Below are 25,576 nucleotides of genomic sequence, written 5' to 3' on the forward strand. Positions count from 1 at the left end.
ATCAATGCATGGGGTGTTTTGGTGAGGGTCGCTAATAGTTATCTACAAGTGTTGTATCGATTCATCCCAATAGGGCGGTGAACCGTAATACCCTTCGATAAAATCAATAAAACATCTGATCTTGTGTGGCAACAGCTTTCGATGGGCATACACTGCATACAAACCTAGCGTCTCGGGTTCGTAATCAGGTAGCACCATCATAAGATCCCCTTTACTCAGTGCTTCGCTTGCAATAAACGTGGGCTGTAGTGCTATTCCAGCTCCAGCCACTGCCGCATTGACAAGCAAATCTCCGTTATTACTGCTCAGCTCTGAGTTTGGTTGATTGGTGGTATCTAGCCACTGATAAATATCTTCTTTGCCGTATTTTTCCATATAACTGTAATGCAAATACCGATGGTTTTTTAGGTCTTCAGGTTTGCTGGGCACACCATATTTATCAAGATAGGCAGGGGAAGCACACAAGATGACGCGGACAGGCGCAACTTGCTTGGCAATCAGTGACGAGCTTTTGAGCTGACCGATGCGCAGCGCCACATCAAATCCTTCTTCAACGATATCTACTTTGCGGTCGTTCAGCTGCAAATCGACATTGACCGAAGGATAACGTGTCTGAAAATCCGTGACCAATTTTGCCATATGTTTGAGGGCAAAGGACACAGGCGCGCTTATTCTCAATGTGCCTTTTGGGTTCTGCTGAAACCCACCTAATTTGGACTCCATATCATCGATACTGAGTAACACTTGCTGTGCATGCTCGAAATAGTGAGTACCTGCTTCCGTCAGACTGACTTTACGGGTCGTGCGGTTCAGTAAGCGTATATCCAGTCGCTCTTCTAGCTTTGACACATATTTGCTCACCAACTGCGGCGACAGTTGCATGGCTGTAGCGGCATTGCTAAAACTGCCTTCAATCACCACTGATACAAACGCCCGCATCGCATCAATTCTATCCATTATTCAGGTTTTCCTTCCAGCGGTTATCAATATTCTCTCGTCAGTCATCTTACGCTGTTGCTTCACCGATAGTAAAGTCGTGCGTTCTATTGACCTTGGATGGCAGCGTTGATTTTTCATCTAAATTGTTTCTAGTTAATGTAAATGATAATAATTTTCATTATTGTTTGTATTATTTTTATAATGTTGCTAAAGTGTGCATGCTTTATTACTAAGTAGCGAACCATATTTTACTATCGCTGCTTTTGAGATGTGATCTATATCAATACATTCGCCATTGGGCTTATATCAATTGAAATAAAGGCAGCTCGTCTTAGCTTTTTGACAAGCGTAATCAATGCGCTGTAAAAGCCTTTTTTTGGTAACGCTGACGATATTGATAAAACTGACTTTTTTGATAAAACCAAGTACTTTCAGGATTGTGATTTATGCCGATACTATCAACACCTTCTAATGATAAAAATCATTTTCGTTCACAAAAGCTGCCACGCTTAACAACCAGTCAAGCCCTATTAAGCATTGCCATTGCCTCTATCCTTAGCACGACTGCTGTTGCTGCTGAGAATGACGTGACACAAACCACCGATGAGCAAGCAGCGCTACCCAGTACCACGCTAGATACCATTGTCGTACGTGCCGCTAGGGATGAGTTGGTACAAGCGCCGGGTCTATCAGTGATTGGTGAAGAGGCGATTGAGAAGGCGTCGTTGTCTAATGATATCTCAGAGATCGTGCGCAAAATGCCTGGGGTTAATCTATCTGGCTCGTCAACTTCTGGGCAACGTGGCAACCAGCGCCAGATTGATCTTCGCGGTATGGGTCCGAATAATACCCTCATTTTAATTGATGGTCGTCCTGTTACTTCCCGCAATGCAGTTCGCCCGGGTCGTGCTAGCGAGCAAGATACCCGTGGTGACTCTCAGTGGGTGCCGCCGAGCGCTATTGAACGTATTGAGGTATTACGAGGCCCAGCCGCGGCTCGCTATGGTTCTGGTAGTATGGGCGGGGTAGTTAATATCATCACCAAATCACCTGACAAAAAAGAGTTTTCTGTCACAGGGCATTACGAGATGCCAGAGAGCGATCTTGAGGGCAAAAACTGGCGCACCAATATCAATATGGCTGGCCCGTTGAGTGATAAGCTGTCCTTCCGTACCACGCTGGGTTACCACGACAGTGAAGGCGATGATCCCTATATCAATGCCGAAGACGCCCAGATTGTTGATGGGCGTGATGGGCCTGCGGCTTCGGTTGCGGCAGGTGTTGAAGGGGTAGAAAATATAGACGTCCGCCAGCTTTTTGAATACGCTATGGATGCGATGAACACGGTAGGTTTTGAGGTCAACTACAGCACGCAAGATAACCGCTGGGTGGGTGACTCGCAATTCCAAACAGTCAATGATGACTTGGTCGAAACTTTAGCTGGCGAATCTACCAATAAGATGCGCCGCTATGGTGCCGCTTTAACCCATCGTGGTGACTATGAAAATTCCCGTAGTAACAGCTACTTAGAATTTAGCCGCACCAATAATGAGCGCTTAGCTGAAGGTGCTGGTGGTGGTGTTGAAGGTCAGATTGTCATACCTGACGACGGCGAGGATTTTGAATGGGTAGAGGCAACCTACGATACGTTAAATGCCAAATCAGAGTGGGATATCTTCTTTGACCGCCATACCTTGACGGCTGGCGCTGAGTTCCGTGGTGAAAAACTCAATAATCCTGTGGTTTCAGATATAACTTTTGATGAAGGCTTTGACTTTGGCGATGTGGAAACTGACCCTGCTAAGCGCGATCCAAAATCAGATGCTTATCTTGTCGGTGCTTATTTAGAAGACAACTACCAAATCACTCCAGATTGGTATGTGACCCCAGGGTTACGTTTTGATTATCATAGCGAAGCTGGCAGCAACTGGTCACCGAGTATCAATACCACGTGGGACTTTAGCCCTAACTGGTCAGTCAAAACGGGCGTAAGCCGTGCTTTTAAAGCACCATCACTTTATCAACTTGATCCCAACTATATCTACTATACCAGAGGTAATGGCTGTCCTTCTTGGATTCCGAGCGATCAAATCGGCTGCTATGTCTTGGGTAACACTGATCTCGAGCACGAGACTTCTTGGAACAAAGAGCTGACTTTTACCTATGACGATGGTACAGGACTGAACGCCGGTTTGACTTACTATCGTAACGATTATGATAACCGTATCGGTGCGGGTATAGATCGTGTGGGTGTAGTTGGTGTCGTAGATGCTGACAGTATTGCAAAAGACCGCTCTGTTTTTCAATGGGAAAACCAAGGTGAGGCCATCATTGAAGGCCTTGAAGGCTTTGTTCAAGTGCCAGTGACTGACACGGTTTCTTGGTCTACTAATGTCACGGGCAACATCCGCTCAGAGCGTAAAGATACTGGTGAGCCGTTATCGCTAATCCCTAAATTCACCGTCAACTCTAACGTTAACTGGGACATTACCCCACGTTGGAATACCGACTTTGGTGTTAGCTATTACGGAACTATTGAAGCACCTGAAGTTTCAGTTACTACTGGCGATGCGTTGGAAACGCTAAAGCTTGATCGTAAACCTTACGCCCTTGCCAATATTAGCACTCGCTATAACTTGACAGATAGTGTCACCGTTGGTGCCGGAATCAAAAACTTATTTGATAAGCAAATTAAACGCGAAGGCACTGGTACCAATGCAGGTGCTCGTACGTACAATGAACCGGGTCGTTATTACCTCTTTGATATTAGTGTGAACTTTTAAACGCTAAAAATATCTTTTTACTCAAAGTATTTTTTCTACTAAAAAGACGCTCACTTATTAACATAAAAAAAGGTCTAAGCTCATTGCTTGGACCCTTTTTTATGGGGCAGGGCGATTTTTTGAAGTCTGAGTACATACAAGGTTAACAAGACAATTGCCTCTATAGCATTAAGCACCATGAATACTATTGTCAAAAAAATCATCCGTTTGACTGTCTTCTTGCCAATGGTACTCGATATCTTTAGCGAGCTGAAGAGCAGTGGCTGACCCATGCTGGTCTGCGATAAACCCCAAGGCCATGTCCATACCCGCACTAACGTCCGATGACGTGTAAAACTTACCGTCAATAACCCACCGTGCCTCTGGTATCCATTTAACCTGATCAGACTGCGAAATCACCCATGCCCATGCTCGCTTATTAGATGTGGCGCGCTTGCCATCTAACAGTCCAGCTTTTGCAAGTAAGGCACTGCCTGTACATACGCTTAGCACCCACTTGGTCTGCTTGGATAGTTGTTGTAGCGTCGTCAAAAAAGCGGGCACGTGAACCAGTTGCCGTGTCCCTTGTCCACCGACGATTAATAAAATATCAGTATGCCATGGCAACTCATCGACTTTCACTGTATGTAAAGCCACACCATGCTGATTGTTGATAATGCCACCTCTTAACGAGGCAAATTGAATACGATAAAGGGTTTTTAAGCGACCGAACATTTCTATAGGGCCGAACAAATCCAGCGTTTCATAGTCCTCAAATACCAAAGCAGTAATCGTTCTTATATTCGTTGTCTTCATAAGCGTGATTATCTCTTATAGTAGAGCCTTTATAAAAGTGGTACAGTGGTTTTAAAACAAGTGAAAAGTAAAAAGGTTATGACTTACTCAGCAGATTTTCGAGCATAAGTGCTTAAAAGTGATACGCCACCTACCAGACAGGCAGAAAACAATAGCGATTTCATTTTTGTAGATAACAAGGGCTTATGAGAGTTAAACATGGTCATGCTTCTAAAGGTCACCGATATGTATGAGATGGCTTTCATATAATGGCTCTCATATATCGCACGCTGTCATTATTAAGCGGTCGTTATCATTGTAGTGGTTAACGCATGGCTCAGCACGATATAAAGCGCGGTGTTTTTTGTAACAGTTTAAAGCCAAATCAATCACATCAATTTATATTTGCTATGATGTTTTTATCAGACAATAGCTTACTATTTTTTAGTATGACGCATAAAAAGGAACAACCATGCCAGACATAGGGAACTTGTCGCCACAAGAAATCAGGGCACTGATCAGAAATAACAAAATAGACAAACCTACCTCTGGTATGTGCAAAGGTCACATACAAGCCAACTTGGTCATTGTGCCCAAAGATTTGGCCTATGACTTTTTGTTATTTGCACAGCGCAATCCCAAGCCTTGTCCTGTGTTAGACGTCACCGATATCGGTAGCGCAGAACCTAAGCTAATGGCTAAAGGAGCTGATCTCAGAACTGATCTATCGAGATATCGAATATACCAACATGGTGAACTGGTCGATGAAGTATCAGACTTAACAGACTATTGGCGCGATGATTTAGTCTGCTTTCTTTTAGGCTGTAGCTTCTCTTTTGAGACGGCTATGTTGAATGCCTCCATCCCCATCAGGCATATCGAAGACAACCACAATGTACCGATGTACATCACTAATATAGAAACAGAGCCAGCTGGAAAATTTCACGGAAAAATGGTGGTCAGTATGAGACCGATACCTTATCCGTTAATCACTAAGGCAGTGCAAGCCACTTCTAGGTTTCCGCAAGTGCATGGCGCACCCATTCATATCGGCGATCCCAGCCTAATCGGTATCAAAGACATCAGTTCTCCGGACTTTGGTGATCCATCCATTATAAAAGCAGGCGAAGTGCCCGTATTTTGGGCGTGCGGCGTCACGCCGCAGAGCATCGCCATGACCAGTCGCCCTGAGCTGATGATTACTCATGCACCGGGATATATGTTTATCTGCGACCTCAGGGATGAAGACTTAGCAGTCTTATAAACCATCATATTTGTTTTGATTTTACGCCAGTTGTTTCAAGCCAACTTTTTATAAAAACTAAAGGAATAGTGTCCAATATGAATATCAATTTTGATGATTTAGAGAAACTGATAAAAATCGCAGAAAACGCTGATATACAATCGTTAGAGGTGACCGACGGTGATGCACGCATCGCTATTGTGTGTCACTCTACTGCGCAAAATACGAGCCAGTCTTCTACCAGCACTGTCAGCACCGCATCCCATAAGCAACAGGCTGAGACTGCATCTAGCGATAGTGATAATAATAAATATGAAAATAATACCAGTGATAGGGCAAATGAGAATGAAGAGACAGTAAGCACACCGCAAAAAAATGACATATCAGCGCCGATGTTAGGCACGTTTTATCGGCGTTCTGAGCCTGATGCCGATGAGTTTGTCAGCATAGGCGATCAGGTCGAAGTCGGGCAGACGCTTTGTATCATTGAAGCAATGAAAATGATGCATGAGGTCAAAGCAGAGACGGCGTGCATCATCCAAGATATTCTGATTGAAGAAGGGGATATCGTCGAATACGGTCAGGCTTTGTTCGTCACTGAACCTGTAAGCTAGCCTAGAAAGTAACTAGCAGTGGTTTAATAAACATCTGATCTCTCTTTTTTAGGAAAATATATGTTCTCCAAAATATTAATCGCTAACCGTGGCGAGATTGCATTACGTATCATTCGGGCTTGCAAACAACTGGGTATTGGGTCAGTCATCGTGTATTCAGAAGCAGATAAAGATTCCTTACCGGTACGTTTAGCGGATGAAAAGGTCTGTATTGGCCCTGCTAATGCGGCAAAAAGCTACCTGAACCAAAGGGCGATTGTCTCTGCGGCCAAAATGACGCAGGCGGAAGCTATTCATCCCGGCTATGGGTTCTTATCAGAAAATGCAGACTTTGCGGCATTGGTGGAAGCATCAGGTATTTGCTTCATTGGCCCAACGGCTGAAAATATCAGCACCATGGGTGATAAGGTCGCGGCCAAAGCGCAAATGGTTGCGGCTGGCGTACCTTGTGTGCCCGGTTCTGAGGGCGCGCTGCCAACAGACTCTGATGCTGTCATACAGATTGCCAGTGATGTGGGTTATCCAGTCATTATCAAAGCCGCAAGCGGTGGCGGTGGTCGCGGTATGCGTGTCGTTGAAAAAGAAGCCGATCTGTTATCTGCTATCTCCTTGACCCAGAGTGAAGCTAAAGCCAACTTTGGCAGTGCTGTGGTTTATCTCGAAAAATACTTACAATACCCGCGCCATATCGAGATACAAGTGCTGTCTGATACCCATGGTCATGCCATCTATCTGGGTGAGCGTGACTGCTCGATGCAGCGCCGCCATCAAAAGGTCATTGAAGAAGCACCTGCACCCGGAATTACCGATGAGCAACGGCAGCAGATAGGCGAGGCGTGTGCCACGGCTTGCCAGCAGATGGGTTATAGAGGGGCGGGGACGTTTGAGTTTTTGTACGAAAACGGCGAATTTTTCTTTATTGAAATGAATACGCGGGTGCAAGTGGAGCATACCATCACTGAGATGGTGACAGGCGTTGATATCGTCCGTGAGCAAATACGCATTGCCGCAGGGCTGCCGCTAGCATACCAGCAGCAAGACATCACCATAAGTGGTCATGCCTTTGAATGCCGCATCAATGCTGAAAACCCAAAGACCTTTTTACCCAATGCAGGCCACATTAACTATTGTCATCTTCCTGCAGGCTGTGGCGTCAGAGTGGACAGTCATATCGAGTCCAATTATACCGTGCCGCCCACTTATGACAGTTTGATCGCCAAAATATGTGTACAGGATGAGTCGAGAGCGCAAGCAATCACCAAGATGCAAGGGGCATTGTCAGAAGCGCAGATCACGGGTATTGATACCAATATTGAGTTGCATCAGCGTTTGTTTGCCGATAAAGGCTTCTGTGAGGGTCAAATGAGCATTCATTACTTAGAAAAATGGATCAAAGAAAATATATAAAACAGCTGTCCATAGCACGTTATCAAGATGATAACGAGTACATCTTATAAAAATAATGGAGCGTACAAGGATGACCCTACAATGGCAAATTGGCAGCGAAACCAACCTTGTGTTGTTTTTCCCAAAGCCTATCAGCCTAGACAAACAGAAAAAATGCTGGGCGCTGGCGGATATTATTGAAACCATGCCCGAAGTTATCGAAGTCATTATCGGTATGAATACACTCAGTGTGTTTAGTCACCCGCTAGCATGGGATGAGTTTAAAGCGCTACAAAACAAACTGACTGCGCTGCTTGAGGAGATGCCTGAGAAAATCATCGACGGCAAGCATATCGAGATACCCGTGCATTATGGTGGCAAATACGGTCCTGATTTAGCAGCAATGGCAGAAGCTTTGGGTATGTCTGTCGATGCTGTGGTCGATCTGCATACCAGCGCTATTTATACCGTTTATTTTATCGGTTTTCAGCCCGGCTTTCCTTATCTTGGTGGCTTGTCTGAGTCGTTACATTTTCCAAGGCATACTACACCAAGGACACAAGTCCCTGCAGGGTCGGTCGGTATCGGCGGCGAGCAAACAGGCATTTATCCTTTTGCCTCCCCCGGCGGTTGGCAGTTGTTGGGTCAGACAGACACCGCGTTATTTGACTTAGCCAAAGATTCGCCAACCTTGCTGAGTGCTGGTGATACTTTATGCTTTACCGCAATAGATATCCATGAATAAAACAAGACCCTGTAAAAAATGAGTCAATAGGTGGCAGCAATGAAGATTTTAACGACCAATGGTATGGCCAGTATTCAGGACCTAGGGCGTTTTGGTTATCGCAGTATGGGCGTGGGTAGAAGTGGCGCGATGGATCACTGGGCGCTGCAAGCAGGTAATGCTTTGCTAAAAAATGAGCGTGACGAGCCAGCAATTGAGCTGGCGATGGGTGAATTGACCATACAGTTTGAAGAAGACGTCAGCTTTTGTCTGACAGGCGCGCTTTATGAGGCATATTTGGATAACAAGCGTATACCCAGTTATTGGCGCATCAATGCAAAAGCGGGGCAAACCCTCAAGCTACTACGTCCGATAGAGGGCATGTATGCGTATCTTTGCATGCACGGTGGATTTGATATTGCGTCTATATTGCAATCGGGTAGTACCAATTTAAAAGCTGGTTTCGGTGGCTTTAACGGTAGGTACTTACAAGCGGATGACAGGTTAAAGGTAAAAGTACCGTCACACTTGCCCATTATCGGTGTGACTCCTCTTGCACCAACTAATACTATTCGTGTGATTAAAAGTAGCGAGTATGATTGCTTCACAGCATCTGCACAGACGGCTTTTGTCTCCCAATCGTGGCAGCTACAGACTAGCAGTAACCGTATGGGTTATCGCTTGGCAGGTGAGTTATCCCTTGAGTTAACAGAGCCCAAAGAGATGAGCTCGCACGGTGTCGATATGGGTATGATTCAAGTGCCGCCGCAAGGTCAGCCAATCGTGCTGATGGCGGACGGGCAAACTACTGGTGGTTATCCTAAAATTGCTACCGTTATCGATGCAGATATCGGATTAATGGCACAAATAAGGTTTGGTAAAACCTGTCAATTTACCCTCGTAGATAGCGAACAAGCGTACCGCGCACGCCAAAACCAACAACATTATATCGATCAGATACAGGAGTATGGTTATGAACATTGATTTGAATGCAGACGTTGCCGAAGGCTGCGGACAAGACGATAAACTGCTTACCATCGTCAGCTCTGCCAATGTCTGCTGCGGGCTGCACGCAGGCTCTTATGCGGAGATGATCGCGACCTTGCAATTGGCCAAAAAAAACAATGTTAGAGTTGGAGCACACCCAGGGCTTGACGATAGAGAAAACTTTGGTCGCACCAATCAGTCTTTGGGCGAAGAGGAATATCGGGCGCTGATGGCCTATCAGCTTGGTGCTACCAAAGCGCTGTGTAATCTGGTCGGTGTATCATTAGATTATGTCAAACCGCATGGTGCTTTATACAACCAAGCAGCTGTTGATGAGTCGCTCGCTGATATTTTGGTCAGTGAGATCAAACGCTTTGATCCCAATTTAAAAGTCATGGGGCTGTCAGGTGGTCATTTGGTTGCTGCCGCCAAACGTCAGGGGCTGGTGTCGATATCCGAGGTGTTCGCGGACAGAAGCTACGAAAAAGATGGCTCATTGGTCTCGCGCAGTAAAGACAACGCGCTTATCACCGATACCCAAGCGGCTATTGACCATGTATTGCAGATGATTACCCAAGGGACGGTGACCAGTGTCTGCGGTGAGGTGGTGCCCGTTGAGGCAGAGAGTATCTGTCTGCATGGCGATGGTGAGCATGCCATTTTATTTGCGCAGGAGATCAAAAAACAATTAGAACGAAAGGGTATCACGATATCCGCTCAATAATCATTTGACCGATAGCTGTGTGAACGTTAATGGCTAAAGTCAGTTGTTCTGTACAAAACAAGGATGTTTATGAGTACCTTAAAAAAGCACAATACCGCCATTTTGGGCGCGGCCTTTTTGATGGCCACTTCAGCGGTTGGGCCGGGTTTCCTAACCCAAACCGCTACTTTTACCGAAAGTTTAATGGCAAGCTTTGGCTTTGTTATTTTAATATCAATCATTATGGATATCGGCGTTCAACTCAATGTCTGGCGCGTGGTAGCGGTATCCAAAAAACGCGCACAGGAAATCGCCAACTTGGTGTTTCCTGGGGTCGGTTATCTGCTGGCCTTTTTGATCATTGCAGGCGGGCTTGCCTTTAATATTGGTAATATCGGCGGTGCTGGCCTTGGCATGCAGTCGATGTTTAATATCTCACCCATCACGGGTGCCCTGATTAGTGGTGTGATTGCCGTCGCGATATTTTTAGGCCGAGAGACAGGGCCTTTAATGGATAAGTTTGCTCAGCTCATGGGCTTTATCTTAATCGTCTTAATCATTTATGTGGTATTCAAATCAGACCCACCTTTGGCAGAAGCGGCGACCAAAACTATCATGCCCGATAAAATTGATGCGGTGGCCATCGTGACCTTGGTCGGTGGTACGGTCGGTGGTTATATCACTTTCTCCGGCGCGCATCGCCTGCTAGAGGCTGGCGTGACGGGTGAGGAAAATCTAGGCTCAGTGACCAAAAGCTCAGTCACGGGTATTTTGGTCGCCTCAGTGATTCGGGTATTTTTATTCCTTGCTGTGCTGGGCGTGGTATCACAAGGCCTAACTTTAGATCCGTCAAACCCAGCGATGTCACCTTTTGAGCATATCTTAGGTAACGTCGGTAAAGTGATCTTTGGTATCGTTATTTGGGCGGCATCTGTGACTTCAGTCATTGGCGCTGCTTACACCTCAGTGTCGTTTATGACCAATTTCCATCCCTTTATCGAAACCTATAAGCGCTACTTTATTATTGGATTTATCGTCACTTCAACCTTCGTATTTGCCACCATTGGTAAGCCTGCTCAGGTACTGGTATTGGTAGGTACATTGAATGGCTTGGTCTTACCTATTGCGATGGTGATTATTCTGATTGCCGCTTATCGAAAAAACATCGTTGGCAACTACAAGCATCCTATTTGGATTGCTGCTTTTGGTTGGCTAATCGCTATTGCGATGAGTGTGCTGAGTATCATGACCATTGCCAAATACCTTGGACTAAGCTAAAAATTGGGCCGGGCTAAAAACAGTATCGACTAAAAAATATAATATAAGGAGAATATGATGGATATCAAACAAGTCGAGCGAGTGGTCAAGCTCTTCGAGCGCAGCCAATTACAGGAAATGACGGTCGTAGAGGGTGGTCAGTCAATCAAAGTGGTTAATGCTATTTATTCGCAGCGCCATCGTCCACAGCTTGTAGCAGACAACGGTGAGAATATCTCTGAAAATGATAGCAATGAGTCTGCGCAAGTGCGTGCCACACATGTGGGTATCGTGCATCTAAGTGCTGACGCCGTGACGGATAATCTTATTAAAAAAGGCGATCGTATTGAAAAAGGCCAAACCGTTTGCTTTATTGAAGAGCTGACGCGCCTGCTCCCTGTCGTGAGTGAGCATGACGGTATTGTTAGCGATATGGTGGTTGAGGATGGGATCGGTGTGGAATACGGTCAGCCTATATTGGATGTAATAATACATTAATGAGTAATGCGGCGATGGCATTTTGTCTGTGTCTTTTGCATACTTATTAAGGTTTATATCCAACCAATTAACAACACTACGTTGATAATTATTCAATATAAATTGGCTTACTCTTCCATAACGATGATAGTAAAGTATGTTTATACCAATATCTAAACACTTTATCTTACTACTACGTTATGGAGTACTCATCAATGCAATCCTCATTATTCAATAGAGTTTTAACATCGAAAGCTGGCGCTGCTGCCTTAATCCTTCGTGTACCTGTGGGCCTAATTTTGATGGCACATGGCGCGCAAAAGCTTTTCGGCTGGTTCGGCGGCAATGGGCTGGCAGGTACGGCTGGGTGGATGAGTAGTATGGGTATGGAACCTGGCTACCTGATGGCTATCTTAGCAGGCGGTGCTGAGTTTTTTGGTGGTCTTGCGTTAGTATTAGGATTATTAACGAGACCTGCAGCATTGATCGCCGCTTTTACGATGTTAGTTGCTATTTTTTCTGTCCATATCGGTAGTGGCTTATTCATTGCCAATGGCGGCTACGAATATGCATTGACCTTGATGGTAGCGCTGCTGGCACTGATGGTACAAGGTGGCGGTGCGATAAGTATGGACAAGGTATTATCAAAAAATCTAGGGCGAGCTTAAGCGGATTGTGTAATAGTTACCTTTAATGGCTATCAGTAACGCTAAAAAAGTGTCACCTTCAAGATCGTCATGACTCACGTTAACCGCTTCATATCAACCAATAAAACCATCTTATAAAAGTGACAAGGAGAAAGTGATGAGCATATACGCATCTAACGGGGCAGTAAGCCTGCCTGTATTCTTTATACCGCATGGCGCAGGACCTTGTTTTTTTATGGATTGGCAACCTGCGGGTACATGGGACGGTATGGCAAGTTTTTTAGCGAGCATTACCACTCGATTACCTGAGCGACCAAAGGCTATTTTAATCATTAGCGGCCATTGGCAGACGCCTGAATTTCGTATCACCTCTGGCGCAAAACCTGATCTGATTTACGATTATTATGGCTTTCCTGAGCATACTTATGATTTGGCTTACCCAGCATCAGGTGCGCCAGTGCTGGCCGAACGGGTCAGTAAAATGCTAACTGAGGCGGGTATAGCGAATATGCAAGATGCGTCACGCGGTTTTGATCACGGCGTCTTTATACCGTTAAAGGTAATGTTCCCTGAGGCAGATATTCCTGTAGTACAGATGTCACTACGTAATGATCTCGACCCAGAAGCGCATCTGGCAGCAGGTCAAGCCCTGCAATCATTACGCCAAGAGGGGGTGTTGATTATTGGTAGCGGTATGAGTTTTCATAATATGCGCGGCTATGGTGATGCAAAATTTACCGCACCATCAGAGGGTTTTGACGACTGGCTGACCAATACTGTCGCAGCGGATTGGGAGACGCGATGGTCAGCACTAGCTAACTGGTCAAAAGCCCCTTATGCAACAGCCTCACATCCATTAGGCGCAGAGGAGCATTTGCTACCGCTGATGGTGGCAGCAGGTGCAGCAGGCAATGATAAGGGGGATAAAATTTACTCTGAGCAAGTGCTAAAAACGCAGTTATCTGCTTTTCAGTTTGGATAAATTCCAAGTAGAGAACGCCATTCAGCTGATCACTTGAAAAAGAGGACGTGATGACCAATAAAATAATACGCTACTGTATAGTGAAACCATTATAAAAATGGTATAGCAAGATTAAACGCTATTTTTCGCAGCCTCTGGAGATGCAGTCTCAGCAAGCAAGAAAAGTAGCGTTTAATCGAGCGCGTTTCCTATGCTGTATCAATTTTATTGAGGTTCTACTATATTAGATTGGCCCATATCTAGCATAAAACAGACTATCATATGTCTTTATGCCTCAATTGAGCTTATCAAATCCACTCATCACAACCCATCAAGGAGCGATCATGCGTATCACTGCCAATTTTGACGCAGGTAATATTGACGTACTTAATATAGAAGATAAAAATAATATTCAGCTCGCCATTCGTCCAGACGTTGGCGAAGAATTTTTCCAATGGTTTAACTTCCGTCTCTCTGGCGAGGTTGGAGAGAAGTACGTTCTTCATATTATGAATGCAGGGGAGGCTTCCTATCTCGAAGGGTGGGAGAATTATCAAGCAGTCGCTTCCTACGATCGTCAGCATTGGTTCCGTTTGCCTACTTCTTACCAAGATGGCAAATTAACCATCGTGGCAGAGCTGGCGTGCGAGACCATTCAAATTGCTTATTTTGCCCCTTATAGCTATGAGCGTCATCAAGATTTATTAGCCGCTGTACAGACACATCCGCTAGTGACATTAGAGCATTTAGGCGACACGCTTGATAAGCGTGACCTTACTTTGGTCAAAATTGGTGATGGAGATAGTAGTAAGCGCAATATTTGGATCACTGCGCGTCAGCATCCGGGTGAAACGATGGCCGAATGGCTGGTCGAAGGTTTGCTCTATAGCTTGTTAGACAGCGACAATGCCAATAGCAGGCTATTATTAGATAAAGCCAATTTCTATATTGTGCCCAATATGAATCCTGATGGCAGTGTACGCGGGCATCTACGTACGAACGCCGCAGGTACGAATCTAAACCGTGAGTGGGCAAGTCCAAGCTTGGACAAAAGCCCTGAAGTGTTTTATGTGATTAAGAAGATGGAAGAGACGGGCGTTGATCTGTTTTATGATGTGCATGGGGATGAAGCATTGCCTTATGCATTCCTTGCGGGCTCTCAAGGCACGCCAAGTTATAATGAGCGCCTCGCACATCTACGTGATCGGTTCTCAGACGTATTGAAATTAGCCAGTGCTGACTTTCAGACCGAGGTCGGCTATGAGATTGATGCGCCAGGTGAGGCGAACATGACACTGGCAACCCATTGGGTCGCTGAGCGTTTTAATTGTCTTGCCAATACGTTAGAGATGCCATTTAAAGACAACGATAATCTACCTGATGAAGAAATGGGCTGGTCACCAGAGCGTTCTATTCAGTTAGGGGAAGCATCGCTTATCGCCATGCTAGCCGTCGTTGATGATTTACGTTAATTGACGCTAACTGAAGATTTAGATAGACAGTCGTTGCTCAAACGCTAGTAAGTACTCACTTCCTAGCGTTTTTTATTTATCAGATATTTATGTGTATAGTTATGATTTTCCTATAGTAAACAATTATATAAAGCGTTCGCCACTTTTAAAATAATACTGAAAAATGATCAATAGTGTCTGTATGAAGTACAACACTTTCATAACAATGGATACCATGACGGCGGATAAAATGTAGCGTGTACCTAATAATATAACCATAAGTTAAATAATCAGGATGGTTGCAATCATGAGTAAAACTAAAACAATTTTAATTACCGGTAGCACGGATGGCATTGGTAAGTTGGCTGCTTTAAAGCTAGCAGAGGCTGGGCATCAAGTGTACCTGCATGGCCGCGATGCTGAAAAGCTGGCCAATGTGATTACAGAAGTCAAAGCAGTAGCGAGAGGCGAAGCAGTAGATAGAGTTGATGGGTTTGTAGCGGATTTCTCTGATTTAACTGCTGTACTTAAAATGGCATCAGACGTGAATGAAAAGTTGCCAAAGCTTGATGTCTTGATAAACAACGCGGGAATTTATACCACATCAGCGGCAACGACCAAAGATAATTTGGACATACGATTTGTGGTCAATTACTTAGCGCCTTATGAGCTGACCAATGCGCTATTACCGTTACTCAAACAATCTGGCGAATCTTATATTGGGAATCCGCGCATCGTCAATCTAAGCTCAGCCGCTCAGACGCCAATATCATATGAAGCATTTGCAGGACAAACCAGCTTGGAGGACAAAGCTGCTTATGCACAAAGTAAGCTGGCGCTCACGATGTGGAGTATGGCCTTGGCTGACAAGGTTATCAACGACGATATCAATGTGATTGCTGTGAATCCAGGCTCCCTTCTCAATACTAAGATGGTTGATGAAGCGTATGGTCAGTACTGGTCATCAGCAGACAAAGGCGCAAATATCCTAACAGAATTGGCTGTCTCGGATGAGTTCGCTAATGACACGGGTAAATACTTTGATAACGATATCAAAGATGGTGCACATGGTGATGCGAGAGGCGAATTTGGTCAACCGCATGCCGATGCGTTAGACAAAGAAGCCATTGCAGAGCTGGAGCGTCAAACACAGCAGGTATTACAGTCGTTGTATTAAAAATATATTACCTCCTGTTAATCGCTATGTATTTCAGTACTGCCCACATGAGAACTTTGCTCAATTTATTTATTATTAGGAATAAAAACAATGCAAAATCAGACAATAAAAGCCATTGGCTATCAAGACAATCTCGCCATCGATAACGAACAAGCGCTACAAGACATTACCCTTGATAAGCCAACTGCGACAGGCCATGACATTCTGGTAGAGGTAAAAGCCATATCCGTCAATCCCGTAGATTATAAAATCCGTCAATCGCGTCCTGCACCAGAGGGTGAGTACGCAGTGATTGGTTGGGATGCGGCGGGCATCGTGACAGCGGTTGGCGACGAAGTCAGCCTATTCTCAGTCGGGAATAAGGTTTATTACGCAGGGGATTTAACCCGTTCAGGTAGCAACGCTGAATATCAACTGGTTGATGAGCGCATCGTTGGGCGTATGCCATCATCGCTATCTTTTGCGGAGGCCGCTGCATTACCACTCACCACGATCACGGCTTGGGAGATGTTGTTTGAGCGCCTGCAAGTACCTGTTACTAATAATTCGGCAGACAAAAACGGTAGTGATGAGCGTGCTAATGACGTCTCGGTATTAGTTATTGGTGCAGCGGGCGGGGTTGGTTCTATCTTAACGCAGTTATTAAAAATACGAACTTCTGACACGATTATCGGCACTGCATCACGAGATGAGAGCGTAAAGTGGTTAAAGGATTTAGGCGCAGATCATGTCATCAATCATCGTAACCCATTGTTTGAAGAGCTACAGAAGACAGGTATCACTGAGGTGGATTATGTCATCAGTCTAAACAACACCGAAGAGCATTATGAAGAGATCATTAAATGCTTAAAGCCACAAGGTAAATTAGGGCTCATCGATGATCCTGACTCACTAGACGCCAAGCTGCTTAAAACTAAATGTCTGAGCTTACATTGGGAGTTTATGTTTACGAGATCTATGTTCCATGCACCAGATATGATTGAGCAACATCGCTTATTAACGGACGTTGCCAACATGATTGATGCAGGCAAGATCAAAACCACCGTTGCCTATCATCTTGGCACTATCACGGCTGAGCATGTACGCCATGCACACCAAATGCTAGAAAACCAGCAAGCACATGGCAAGATAGTGTTAGAAGGTTGGTCTGCGTAGGACTTAGAGCATTAGAAAGGATGAATTTAAAAACAAAATAGAAAACCACCCCCGCTTGAATGGCTAGGGTGGTTTTTTTGTGTGTAATGAGAGCACATGTTTTTAACGCATTTTTTACTTCTTTTAAGTAAAGTAGCTAACGTCATATTGATTGATGCTTTCTTTGTAATTTTAGCTTCACATTCGCCAGTAATAATCCAGATAAAATCAATAACATTGCTAACATCTTCCACCATGTTACGATTTCTCCTGTGAGCAGCACGGAGGTCACCATGCCAAACAAGGGTACCAGTAGGGCAAAAGGCATAACCTTGGACGCAGTATTTTGACTGAGCAAATGCGCCCATAGTCCAAAGCCGATGAGTGTTGAGATGTATACAATAAATGCAAGCGATAGCCAAGATTTTAGTGAGGCTTCGGTAAACGTTGCTAGTTGCCAGGCTTCGGGCTCAAAGATGAGAGAAGATAGAGTCAATATCACGCAAGCAATGAGACCGCCCCAAACTACTAATGCTAGAGCAGATAATGCAGATGCCTTGTTTTTGTCAGTGCTAGGCGAGACAATACTCATTTTTGAACCCTGTTGCGCAGTTTTTAAGGCTGCTTGCGCTGATGCTTGTTTTGATGCAATGTTGCCAAAGCTCCAACCTATTGCCGCAATCAATATGCAAACAAATCCAGCTAAAGGCATATCACCACCAAGGTTTAGCGCAATCACACTGAGACCAAGTACACCAATCAACATACCAATGATTTGCACTCGACTTACTGCCTCACCCAATATAAAGTAAGCCAGTAATACAGTGATAAAAATCTGAATCTGTAGTAATAGCGCCGTCAGGCCCGGTGATGCGCCCAGATGCATGGCAGTGAATACAAAAGCGTACTGCATAACAAATGTACCGATGGCGTATATTAATAAAGTACGGTTAAATTTAGGTGGCTTTAGAAATAAAACTAATGGCACAGCAGTAAAGAAAAAACGAAGCGCAGTGAGCATCAATGGCGGAAAGCTCTCAAGCCCCCATGCAATAAAAGTAAAGTTTACGCCCCAAATAAAAGTAACTAGTATAGCCAACGCGGTATATATGGGAGTCATGTAATTAACCTAGGAAGTTATGGCTGGTTATGATTTTAATAAACTATTTAGGAAGTATAGAATTGTATATGAATTTATAAGGTACCAGCCACTCTTATGGATTCCTTATATGACTTATTTCTGCCATATCTTACCCAACACCCTAAACCAATTCTTTGACGTGATCTTTTCAATAAGCGCATCAGAGAAGTGACGTTGTTGCATCTGCTCAATCAGTTTGGAAATTTGACTGATATCAGACAATTCATCAGGCAATAAACAGCCATCGAAATCAGAGCCAAAGCCAACGTGATCTTCGCCCAAATGGTCTATCAGATAAGCAAGATGATCGACGATCACATCAAGTGAGGTCTGCGTATCTCGCTGCCCATCCGCACGAATAAATGCCACATCGAAGTTCACCCCAACCATACCACCATTTTGTTTAATGGCAGCCAGTTGTCGATCAGTCAGGTTTCTTGCTTGCGGACATAAGGTGTGCGCATTGGAGTGGGTTGCGACAATGGGCTGATCGGCAATTTCTAACGTATCCCAAAACGCGCGCTCGTTCATATGCGATACATCAATCAGCATATGCTTATCACGACACGCCAAAATAAGGTCTTTGCCTTCGCGGGTCAGACCAGAGCCTGTATTTGGTGAGTGCGGAAAAGACGCATTTAAACCATCACCGAATAGGCTTTTCCTATTCCACAGTGGGCCAATACTTCTGAGTCCTGCTTCATAAAACACATCCAGTAATTCAGGCTCAATAGCCAAAAACTCAGCGCCTTCAAGATGCAAAACGATGGCCAGTTGCTGGTTCTGCTGACAGGCTTGAATTTGTGCAACAGACGTACAGATCTGAATCTGACCATCTGATCGCGCCTGTAATTGCTGAGCAAGTTCTAGTTGCGCACAGCAAATATCAACGATTTCTTGCGGAGTGAAATCTGAATGTGAAGGATTGGCTAATTTGTCAGGATGGTTGTTTTTCACATAAGCGTAGGGCGGTAAGAAAATAGAAAACAAGCCGCCCATCCATCTTGCTCGTCGGCAACGCTTTAAATCTAAATGTCCCGGTAGTGTGCCATAAATAAAATCATGCACCGGATCGTCAGCAGAGCTTAGCCATAGGCGGGTTAACAGATCATTATGACCATCAAAAATTATAGGCTGGTTATTCATCATTAATCCGTGACCATACGCGTGGGAATCAGTTGCTCTTGACTCATACTTAATCGTTTAGAATTTTTAGGGTTCCTAAAGCGCAGATCTTCAAACGGAGTTGGCGTCTCGCTATTAACACGTGCTTCCTCGATCAGGTAGTGATAAGGCGATTTGCCGCACACAGGATCGGCGTTTTTGGCATCGCCCGTCAGCATAAACGCTTGGCAACGACAGCCGCCATAATCGCGCTCTTTATCGGGGCAGCTTTGGCACATGTCAGGCATCCACTCATCACCGCGATACTGATTAAAGCTTGCAGAGTCATACCAAATATCTTTAAGTGGTGTTTGGCGTACATTAGGAAATTCTATAGGCAGCTGTCTGGCAGCATGACAAGGTAGGGCAGTGCCATCAGGTGCCACGGTCAAGAAAATCTTACCCCAGCCATCCATACAAGGTTTTGGACGTTCTTCATAGTAATCAGGCACCACAAAAATGAGTTTGCATTTGATACCACGATCTTCGATTTTTTGACGATATTCATTGGTGATGCGTTCGGCTCTGACCACTTGCTCTTTGGTCGGTAGTAGGCCTTCGATATTTGCAAACGCCCAACCATAAAACTGACAAATAGCCAGCTCAACCGTATCCGCTTCCAGCTCTAAACACAGATCAATAATCTGGTCAATCTGATCGATATTTTGCCGATGAATCACAAAGTTAAGTACCATCGGATAGTCGTACTGCTTGACCAGACGTGACATCTCATATTTTTGCTCAAAGGCATGTTTGGAGCCTGCCAAGGCATTGTTCACCGATGGATCACTGGCTTGGAAGCTGATTTGGATATGCTGCAATCCTGCGTCTTTTAAACTGGCAATGCGTGCTTCAGTCAGTCCCATACCTGAGGTGATGAGATTGGTATAAAAGCCTTTTTGATGCGCATAAGCGACCAGTTCTTCTAGGTCTTGACGCACCAGTGGCTCACCGCCAGAAAAGCCCAGCTGCACCGCGCCCATTTGCCGCGCCTGATCAAACACATCAAACCACTCCTGTGTCGTCAGCTCGTCTTTATAGCGCGCATAGTCAATGGGGTTGGAGCAATACGGGCATTGTAAGGGGCAGCGATAGGTCAACTCAGCGAGTAACCATAGCGGCAGTCCGACGGGTGCAGTCATACTAAATCAATCCAATGTTCACGCTGGGCGACCAGCATATATTCGATAATGTCTTGCTCGATTTCAGGCACGTCGCCAAACATGGCTTGCACCTTTTGGATAATATCAGCAACCGATGCGGTGCCATCGATATGTTGTCCAATGATGCTGGCGCTGTCATTGAGTTTTATCATCCCTTCAGGGTAGAGCAGGACATACGCGTCTTGCGCTGGCTCAAACTGAAAGCGATAGCCATGACGCCATGTGGGAACCAGAGATTGATCCAGCTCAGGTAAACTCGCGGGTATACTCATTTGAACAATCCTTTATGCCAGACATGGTCAGTGGTGACGCTTTGATAAGGCGCTTGGTCATGGACATAAGCGAGGCTCAAGGCATCCAATATCGTCCATAAAATATCGAGTTTAAATTGTAATATCTCAAGCATGCGTTCTTGCTGCTCTGCCGTTTTGAATGAGTCTAGGGTGATGGTCAGGCCATGCTCAACATCGCGGCGCGCTTGGCTGAGGCGCGAGCGAAAATAGGTATAGCCTTCTTCTTTGATCCAAGGATAGTGCTTGGGCCAAGACTCTAAGCGTGATTGGTGAATCTGCGGGGCAAACAGTTCGGTCAATGAGCTACTAGCGGCCTCACGCCATGAGGTACGGCGAGCAAAGTTCACATACGCATCGACCGCAAAGCGCACCCCTGGCAAGACCAATTCTTCCGAAATCACCTGCTCACGTGTCAGGCCAACCGCTTCCGCCAGACCGAGCCATGCTTCGCGCCCGCCGCCATCAGGATAGACGCCATCTTGATCAATCATGCGCTGGATCCACTCTTGACGCACGCGCTGATCGGGACAATTGGCCATAATCGCCGCATCTTTTAGTGGGATATTGATTTGGTAATAAAACCGATTGGCAACCCACGCTTGGATTTGCTGCTGGGTCGCGCGCCCTTCATGCATCATGATATGAAAAGGATGGTGGATATGATAATACTGACCTTTGGCCATAATTGCTTGTTCAAACGCTTCTGGACTGAGTGCGGTTTCTTCTGTTGTTTTCATTTTATTGCCTTACCGTTTGTCTTACAGTTCTATCTGCATACCATCAAAGGCCACTTCAACACCATGCTGTTTTAATGTCGCCGCTTGCTCTGATCGCTCGTTCAATATCGGGTTGGTGTTATTAATATGAATGAGCACTTTGCGAGCATTGTCGAGCTGATCGAGATAATGCAGTGATCCATCGTCACCACTGATATGCAGATGCCCCATGTCTTGGCCTGTTTTGATGCCGACGCCGCGCTCTTGCATCTCGTTGTCTGTCCATAGCGTCCCGTCAATCATCACGCAATCAGACGCTTTCATGATTTGCATCACTTCGTCATCAATTTTGCCCAAGCCTGGCGCGTAGAACAGCTGCTTTTGTGTTTTTAAATCTTTCACAATCAGCGCGATATTATCGCCATCATGAGGGTCATTGCGATGCGGCGAATACGGCGGCGCTGAGCTTCTAATGACCAAAGGCGTTAGCTCTAAATTGCTGTAACTGTCAATTTGAAAGCTTTGCTTTGGATCGATTTGATTATATTGTAGACCGCCATTCCAGTGCTTTAGCATATTAAAGAGCGGAAATCCTGTGCTGAGGTCGTCATGCACCATGTCCGTACACCAAACAGAGATGGGGCAGCCTTCACGTAGGGTCAACAATCCCGTGGTGTGGTCAAGCTGACTGTCCATCAATACCACATCGGTGATGCCCGTGTCTCGCAATTGACGCGCTGGCTGAGCCGCTTTAAAGTCAAATAGCTGCTGGCGAATGTCTGGTGAAGCGTTAAACAAAATCCAGTCAACACCATTTTCTGATATGGCGATCGAGGACTGGGTACGGGTCTTTGCTTCGATGGTGCCTTGGCGTACGCCGTGGCAGTTTTCGCAGTTACAGTTCCACTGCGGAAAACCGCCGCCCGCTGCTGAGCCTAAAACGTGAATATACATAGCGCAATATTTCCAAATGTCAAAAAAAGTAAAAGCCCTAATCATCTAGGGCTTTTAATGTATTCAGGTCTATGAGTTTTTAGCGTGCTTCAAAATACATAGTGATTTCGAAACCGATACGGATGTCTTGAAAAGCGGGTTTAGTCCACTGCATGGGATTGCTCCAAAAAATTATTATAGGACCATCGTTGAGATGAATGAAAGTAATTATCAATGGTATTATAAGCCGACCCTGAATGTCAATTTGTTAGATGTTAACTTTCAAACTCAACACACTCTAATATTTAGACTAAAAGCGATAAGTCACTCTACCGACTACATTTAAAGGCTCGCCATACGTTAATCCAAAAAAATTTTCGCCAGCAAGATATTTTTGGTTGAATAAATTGTTGACGTTAAGCTGTGCTTCTTATATCTAAGAAATGTACTCGGACTGCCTTATAACCATAAGCGTGTTTATCGTATCTACCGTGAGCTTGAATTAAACCTTAGAATAAAGCCTAAACGCCGTATTAAGCGAGCGAGACAAACCGCAAAAACTTGCTGTGCTCACTTGTATCAATCAAAGCTGGAGCATGGAATTTATGCACGATGCCTTAACTGATGGTCGTGCTATTAGACTGTTTAATGTCATTGATGATCATAACCGTGAAGCATTAACCATAGAGGCTGATTTCTCACTACCGGCTCAAAGAGTGATACGCAGTTTAAACCAGCTTATAGAGTACCGAGGTAAGCCTAATCAAATCAGGTGTGACAATGGCCCTGAATATATCAGCAATGATTTAAAGGATTGGGCAACTAAGCAAGGTATCGTTATCGAATACATTGAGCCTGGCAATCCTCAGCAAAACGCTTATGTTGAACGATTTAATAAGACAGTGCGTTATGATTAGCTTAATCAAGAACTGTTTGATAGTTTAGATCAAGTGCGGCACCAGGCTGAAGCTTGGCTGTATCACTATAATAACGAAAGACCCAATATGGGTAACGGTGGCTTTACGCCGATTCAGAAACTTAATATGGCAGCTTAGTTCTACTTATTTGGTGTTTTAAATTTGGGGGTATTTCCCTTGAATATTTGGAGGAATGGTTTTATCAATGTGCTTTTTATGCCATGATCGTAGGGTCTCAGGCGTGCAACCTATCTTTGGCGCTATGGCTTTGATGGCTGACCAAGTGGATGGGTAGTCGTCTTTAGCTTCAATTAGCATACGGACGGCGCGCTCTTTCATTTCAGGGATATAGTTTCGTGTTTTCATTGTCGTATTCTCTTGGAGCGTTGAGTCTCCGACAATCCCGGGGCGGTTCAATATTCAAGTCCTCACTAGGGTACTGTTATTACTATCTTAACATTCTATTAATTCATCGATCTTTAAAGTTCATAAAATCCAAGCTTCATAGAAGATAGTCAATACTAGGCCATCAATAACTCTACAGTGACCTCAAAATAATACTCATCTTTGATAGCAATATTTACTTTGCCTTTATGGGCATGAGCGATAGCCCGAACAATAGACAATCCTAGTCCTGTCCCTAAATGTTGACTGCTTGTCTTATCATGACGATAGAATCGTTCAAACAGCTTTTCAGCTTCACTCTGCTCTAGTGGTTTGTCTAAGCGATTAGTTAGGACGATTTTTAACAATCGTTGTTTTGCGGCTAGAGCCTCTTCTTTTGAACCATCAAGGCCGATGCCTGAGGTAATGATGGTAGCTGATACTGTGATAGTACTGGCACTAGCAGCGTAATAGATGGCATTTGACAGCAGATTAGCAAATAATCGCTGAAGCAAACCTTCATCACCTAATACTGTCACAAATTCACCCGATTTTTCAAAAGTGATCTCACGATCCTCGGCCAGCATTTCATAGTAGTCAACGAGCTTAGTAATTAAGCGCTCAGTATTTACATTACCAATTTGCGTGTCGCTTAAGCCTTTTTGAGTTTTTGCCAGCAGCAACATATTATTAATCATAGCCGATAGCTGCTCTAACGTGTCATGTTGATGATGTAGCTGCTCAATGTATTCATTGCCATCTCTTGGCTTATTCAACATGACTTGCGTTTGCGTACTAAGCGTCGCTATTGGGGTACGGAGTTCATGGGCAATATTATCTGAAAACCGAGACAAAGATTCAAAGTTACTCTCAAGTTTGACCATCATCGAATTATAAGATTGTGCTAGTGATCGTAGCTCTAAAGGCATATCACTGACGGTTATTCTTTCATCCAGTCTTTCAGGGTTAATTCTTTTCATTTTTTGTACGATAGTGGCTAAAGGTGCAAACCCCCAGTACACACTGAGTGCAGCTACTGACACCAGTAGTAAGGTGATCGCGAATAAAATCATACTAAGCTGACGATTAAAATGCATGAGATAGTGGTGATGGACATCGATGGGGAGGGCAATAAGTGCCAACAACTCTTGGTGTTCGATGATGATGGCTCGGTAATTTCTATTTTTTATCTCAACCGTGAATTGTTGATCACGATAGACTTGCCACAATTGTGGCAAGCTGAAATCTGAAGGTAGGTCGTTGGCAAAGCTGGTTGGATCGCTAGATAATAGCGCACCGTTTTTATTTGCGATGACAGTCTTTAAGTCATAATCACGCTGAGAAGAATGTAGATGATTGGCGCCAGTTAATGACTGAGATTTTGAAGCTGCTGCTGACTTTGTCTGAGCATCAACATTATTGATGCTTCTGCGCAGGTTAAAAGCTGCATGCGTGAGAATCTCAGAGTCCATTTGTTCAAAGTGCCCACTAACAGAACGTTGCACCCACGCATAAATAATCATTTGAGAGATAATCACGAATACAGTGAGTAGAAAAACGGTGCGCCACAGTAGAGGCAAGCGTCGATTATCTAATCGATGTTTCATA

The 25,576-nt window shown here is 44.7% G+C and carries 24 protein-coding genes and 2 pseudogenes; 15 read left to right on the plus strand and 11 right to left on the minus strand.

What is annotated here, in order from left to right; genetic code table 11:
- Positions 1-42: 42 nt before the first annotated feature.
- A complete protein-coding gene (locus BTW00_RS08710; protein WP_075107075.1) occupies positions 43-957 on the minus strand; it encodes a LysR family transcriptional regulator in 915 nt (304 codons plus the stop codon).
- A gap of 428 nt (positions 958-1,385) precedes the next feature.
- Between BTW00_RS08710 and BTW00_RS08715 the strand changes: the two genes are divergently transcribed.
- Complete coding sequence (locus BTW00_RS08715; protein ID WP_075107076.1) at positions 1,386-3,722, plus strand: FepA family TonB-dependent siderophore receptor; 2,337 nt, start codon at positions 1,386-1,388, stop codon at positions 3,720-3,722.
- Positions 3,723-3,890: 168 nt separating this feature from the next.
- Here the strand turns inward: BTW00_RS08715 and BTW00_RS08720 are convergent, their stop codons facing one another.
- Positions 3,891-4,517, minus strand: a complete 627-nt coding sequence (locus tag BTW00_RS08720; RefSeq protein ID WP_075107077.1) for a DJ-1/PfpI family protein — start codon at positions 4,515-4,517, stop codon at positions 3,891-3,893.
- Positions 4,518-4,968: 451 nt separating this feature from the next.
- Between BTW00_RS08720 and BTW00_RS08725 the strand changes: the two genes are divergently transcribed.
- The 13 genes from BTW00_RS08725 to BTW00_RS08785 all read left to right on the plus strand — a co-directional run bounded on the left by BTW00_RS08725 (position 4,969) and on the right by BTW00_RS08785 (position 17,278).
- Positions 4,969-5,760 (plus strand): putative hydro-lyase, encoded by a 792-nt coding sequence (locus BTW00_RS08725; RefSeq protein WP_075107078.1) that lies wholly within the window; start codon positions 4,969-4,971, stop codon positions 5,758-5,760.
- Between the two features lie 77 nt (positions 5,761-5,837).
- A complete protein-coding gene (gene accB, locus BTW00_RS08730) occupies positions 5,838-6,353 on the plus strand; it encodes an acetyl-CoA carboxylase biotin carboxyl carrier protein (protein ID WP_075107079.1) in 516 nt (171 codons plus the stop codon).
- Between the two features lie 60 nt (positions 6,354-6,413).
- On the plus strand, positions 6,414-7,760 hold the full coding sequence (gene accC / locus BTW00_RS08735) for an acetyl-CoA carboxylase biotin carboxylase subunit (RefSeq protein ID WP_075107080.1): 1,347 nt from the start codon (positions 6,414-6,416) through the stop codon (positions 7,758-7,760).
- Between the two features lie 70 nt (positions 7,761-7,830).
- Positions 7,831-8,484, plus strand: a complete 654-nt coding sequence (gene pxpB / locus BTW00_RS08740) for a 5-oxoprolinase subunit PxpB (protein ID WP_075107081.1) — start codon at positions 7,831-7,833, stop codon at positions 8,482-8,484.
- Between the two features lie 39 nt (positions 8,485-8,523).
- A complete protein-coding gene (locus BTW00_RS08745; protein ID WP_075107082.1) occupies positions 8,524-9,447 on the plus strand; it encodes a biotin-dependent carboxyltransferase family protein in 924 nt (307 codons plus the stop codon).
- Complete coding sequence (gene pxpA / locus BTW00_RS08750) at positions 9,437-10,174, plus strand: 5-oxoprolinase subunit PxpA (RefSeq protein WP_083603615.1); 738 nt, start codon at positions 9,437-9,439, stop codon at positions 10,172-10,174. Before BTW00_RS08745 ends, pxpA begins: the two co-directional genes overlap by 11 nt.
- Positions 10,175-10,243: 69 nt before the next feature.
- Positions 10,244-11,431, plus strand: coding sequence for an NRAMP family divalent metal transporter (locus BTW00_RS08755; RefSeq protein ID WP_075107084.1), 1,188 nt, complete (start codon positions 10,244-10,246; stop codon positions 11,429-11,431).
- 54 nt (positions 11,432-11,485) lie between these two features.
- Entirely contained in the window at positions 11,486-11,908 is a 423-nt protein-coding gene (locus BTW00_RS08760) for a biotin/lipoyl-containing protein (RefSeq protein ID WP_256714042.1), read from the plus strand.
- A 194-nt stretch (positions 11,909-12,102) separates the two neighbouring features.
- Positions 12,103-12,555 carry a DoxX family protein gene (locus BTW00_RS08765; RefSeq protein WP_075107086.1) on the plus strand — a complete coding sequence of 151 codons (453 nt, stop codon included), beginning with the start codon at positions 12,103-12,105 and terminating at the stop codon, positions 12,553-12,555.
- 136 nt (positions 12,556-12,691) lie between these two features.
- Positions 12,692-13,516 carry a class III extradiol ring-cleavage dioxygenase gene (locus tag BTW00_RS08770; protein ID WP_075107087.1) on the plus strand — a complete coding sequence of 275 codons (825 nt, stop codon included), beginning with the start codon at positions 12,692-12,694 and terminating at the stop codon, positions 13,514-13,516.
- A gap of 323 nt (positions 13,517-13,839) precedes the next feature.
- A complete protein-coding gene (locus tag BTW00_RS08775; protein ID WP_075107088.1) occupies positions 13,840-14,967 on the plus strand; it encodes a M14-type cytosolic carboxypeptidase in 1,128 nt (375 codons plus the stop codon).
- A gap of 286 nt (positions 14,968-15,253) precedes the next feature.
- Positions 15,254-16,123, plus strand: a complete 870-nt coding sequence (locus BTW00_RS08780) for an SDR family NAD(P)-dependent oxidoreductase (RefSeq protein WP_143506573.1) — start codon at positions 15,254-15,256, stop codon at positions 16,121-16,123.
- A gap of 105 nt (positions 16,124-16,228) precedes the next feature.
- Positions 16,229-17,278, plus strand: a complete 1,050-nt coding sequence (locus tag BTW00_RS08785; RefSeq protein WP_075107138.1) for a zinc-binding alcohol dehydrogenase family protein — start codon at positions 16,229-16,231, stop codon at positions 17,276-17,278.
- Between the two features lie 142 nt (positions 17,279-17,420).
- Here BTW00_RS08785 and BTW00_RS08790 read toward each other — a convergent pair whose 3' ends face one another.
- The 7 genes from BTW00_RS08790 to pqqA all read right to left on the minus strand — a co-directional run bounded on the left by BTW00_RS08790 (position 17,421) and on the right by pqqA (position 22,842).
- On the minus strand, positions 17,421-18,377 hold the full coding sequence (locus BTW00_RS08790; RefSeq protein WP_075107090.1) for an EamA family transporter: 957 nt from the start codon (positions 18,375-18,377) through the stop codon (positions 17,421-17,423).
- A gap of 114 nt (positions 18,378-18,491) precedes the next feature.
- A complete protein-coding gene (locus BTW00_RS08795; protein WP_371915064.1) occupies positions 18,492-19,544 on the minus strand; it encodes a dipeptidase in 1,053 nt (350 codons plus the stop codon).
- 2 nt (positions 19,545-19,546) lie between these two features.
- Complete coding sequence (pqqE, locus tag BTW00_RS08800; RefSeq protein ID WP_075107091.1) at positions 19,547-20,704, minus strand: pyrroloquinoline quinone biosynthesis protein PqqE; 1,158 nt, start codon at positions 20,702-20,704, stop codon at positions 19,547-19,549.
- Positions 20,701-20,997: a pyrroloquinoline quinone biosynthesis peptide chaperone PqqD gene (gene pqqD / locus BTW00_RS08805; RefSeq protein WP_058025981.1), complete on the minus strand. Its 297-nt coding sequence runs from the start codon at positions 20,995-20,997 to the stop codon at positions 20,701-20,703. The genes pqqE and pqqD overlap by 4 nt, the downstream gene beginning before the upstream one ends.
- Positions 20,994-21,755, minus strand: coding sequence for a pyrroloquinoline-quinone synthase PqqC (gene pqqC / locus BTW00_RS08810; protein WP_075107092.1), 762 nt, complete (start codon positions 21,753-21,755; stop codon positions 20,994-20,996). The genes pqqD and pqqC overlap by 4 nt, the downstream gene beginning before the upstream one ends.
- A gap of 21 nt (positions 21,756-21,776) precedes the next feature.
- Positions 21,777-22,688: a pyrroloquinoline quinone biosynthesis protein PqqB gene (pqqB, locus tag BTW00_RS08815; protein WP_075107093.1), complete on the minus strand. Its 912-nt coding sequence runs from the start codon at positions 22,686-22,688 to the stop codon at positions 21,777-21,779.
- A 79-nt stretch (positions 22,689-22,767) separates the two neighbouring features.
- The gene (pqqA, locus tag BTW00_RS08820; protein WP_075107140.1) at positions 22,768-22,842 is read right to left on the minus strand and encodes a pyrroloquinoline quinone precursor peptide PqqA; all 75 of its coding nucleotides are present in this window, start codon (positions 22,840-22,842) and stop codon (positions 22,768-22,770) included.
- Between the two features lie 246 nt (positions 22,843-23,088).
- Here pqqA and BTW00_RS08825 point away from each other — a divergent pair.
- Positions 23,089-23,722: pseudogene (locus tag BTW00_RS08825) on the plus strand (IS3 family transposase); the annotation flags it as partial.
- 39 nt (positions 23,723-23,761) lie between these two features.
- Here the strand turns inward: BTW00_RS08825 and BTW00_RS08830 are convergent.
- A pseudogene (locus BTW00_RS08830) lies at positions 23,762-23,950 on the minus strand (IS3 family transposase); the annotation flags it as partial.
- Positions 23,951-24,105: 155 nt separating this feature from the next.
- Positions 24,106-25,575 (minus strand): ATP-binding protein, encoded by a 1,470-nt coding sequence (locus BTW00_RS08835; RefSeq protein ID WP_075107095.1) that lies wholly within the window; start codon positions 25,573-25,575, stop codon positions 24,106-24,108.
- Position 25,576 lies beyond the last annotated feature (1 nt).

The sequence above is a fragment of the Psychrobacter sp. C 20.9 genome, from assembly GCF_001921765.1.
Taxonomy (GTDB): domain Bacteria; phylum Pseudomonadota; class Gammaproteobacteria; order Pseudomonadales; family Moraxellaceae; genus Psychrobacter; species Psychrobacter piscatorii_B.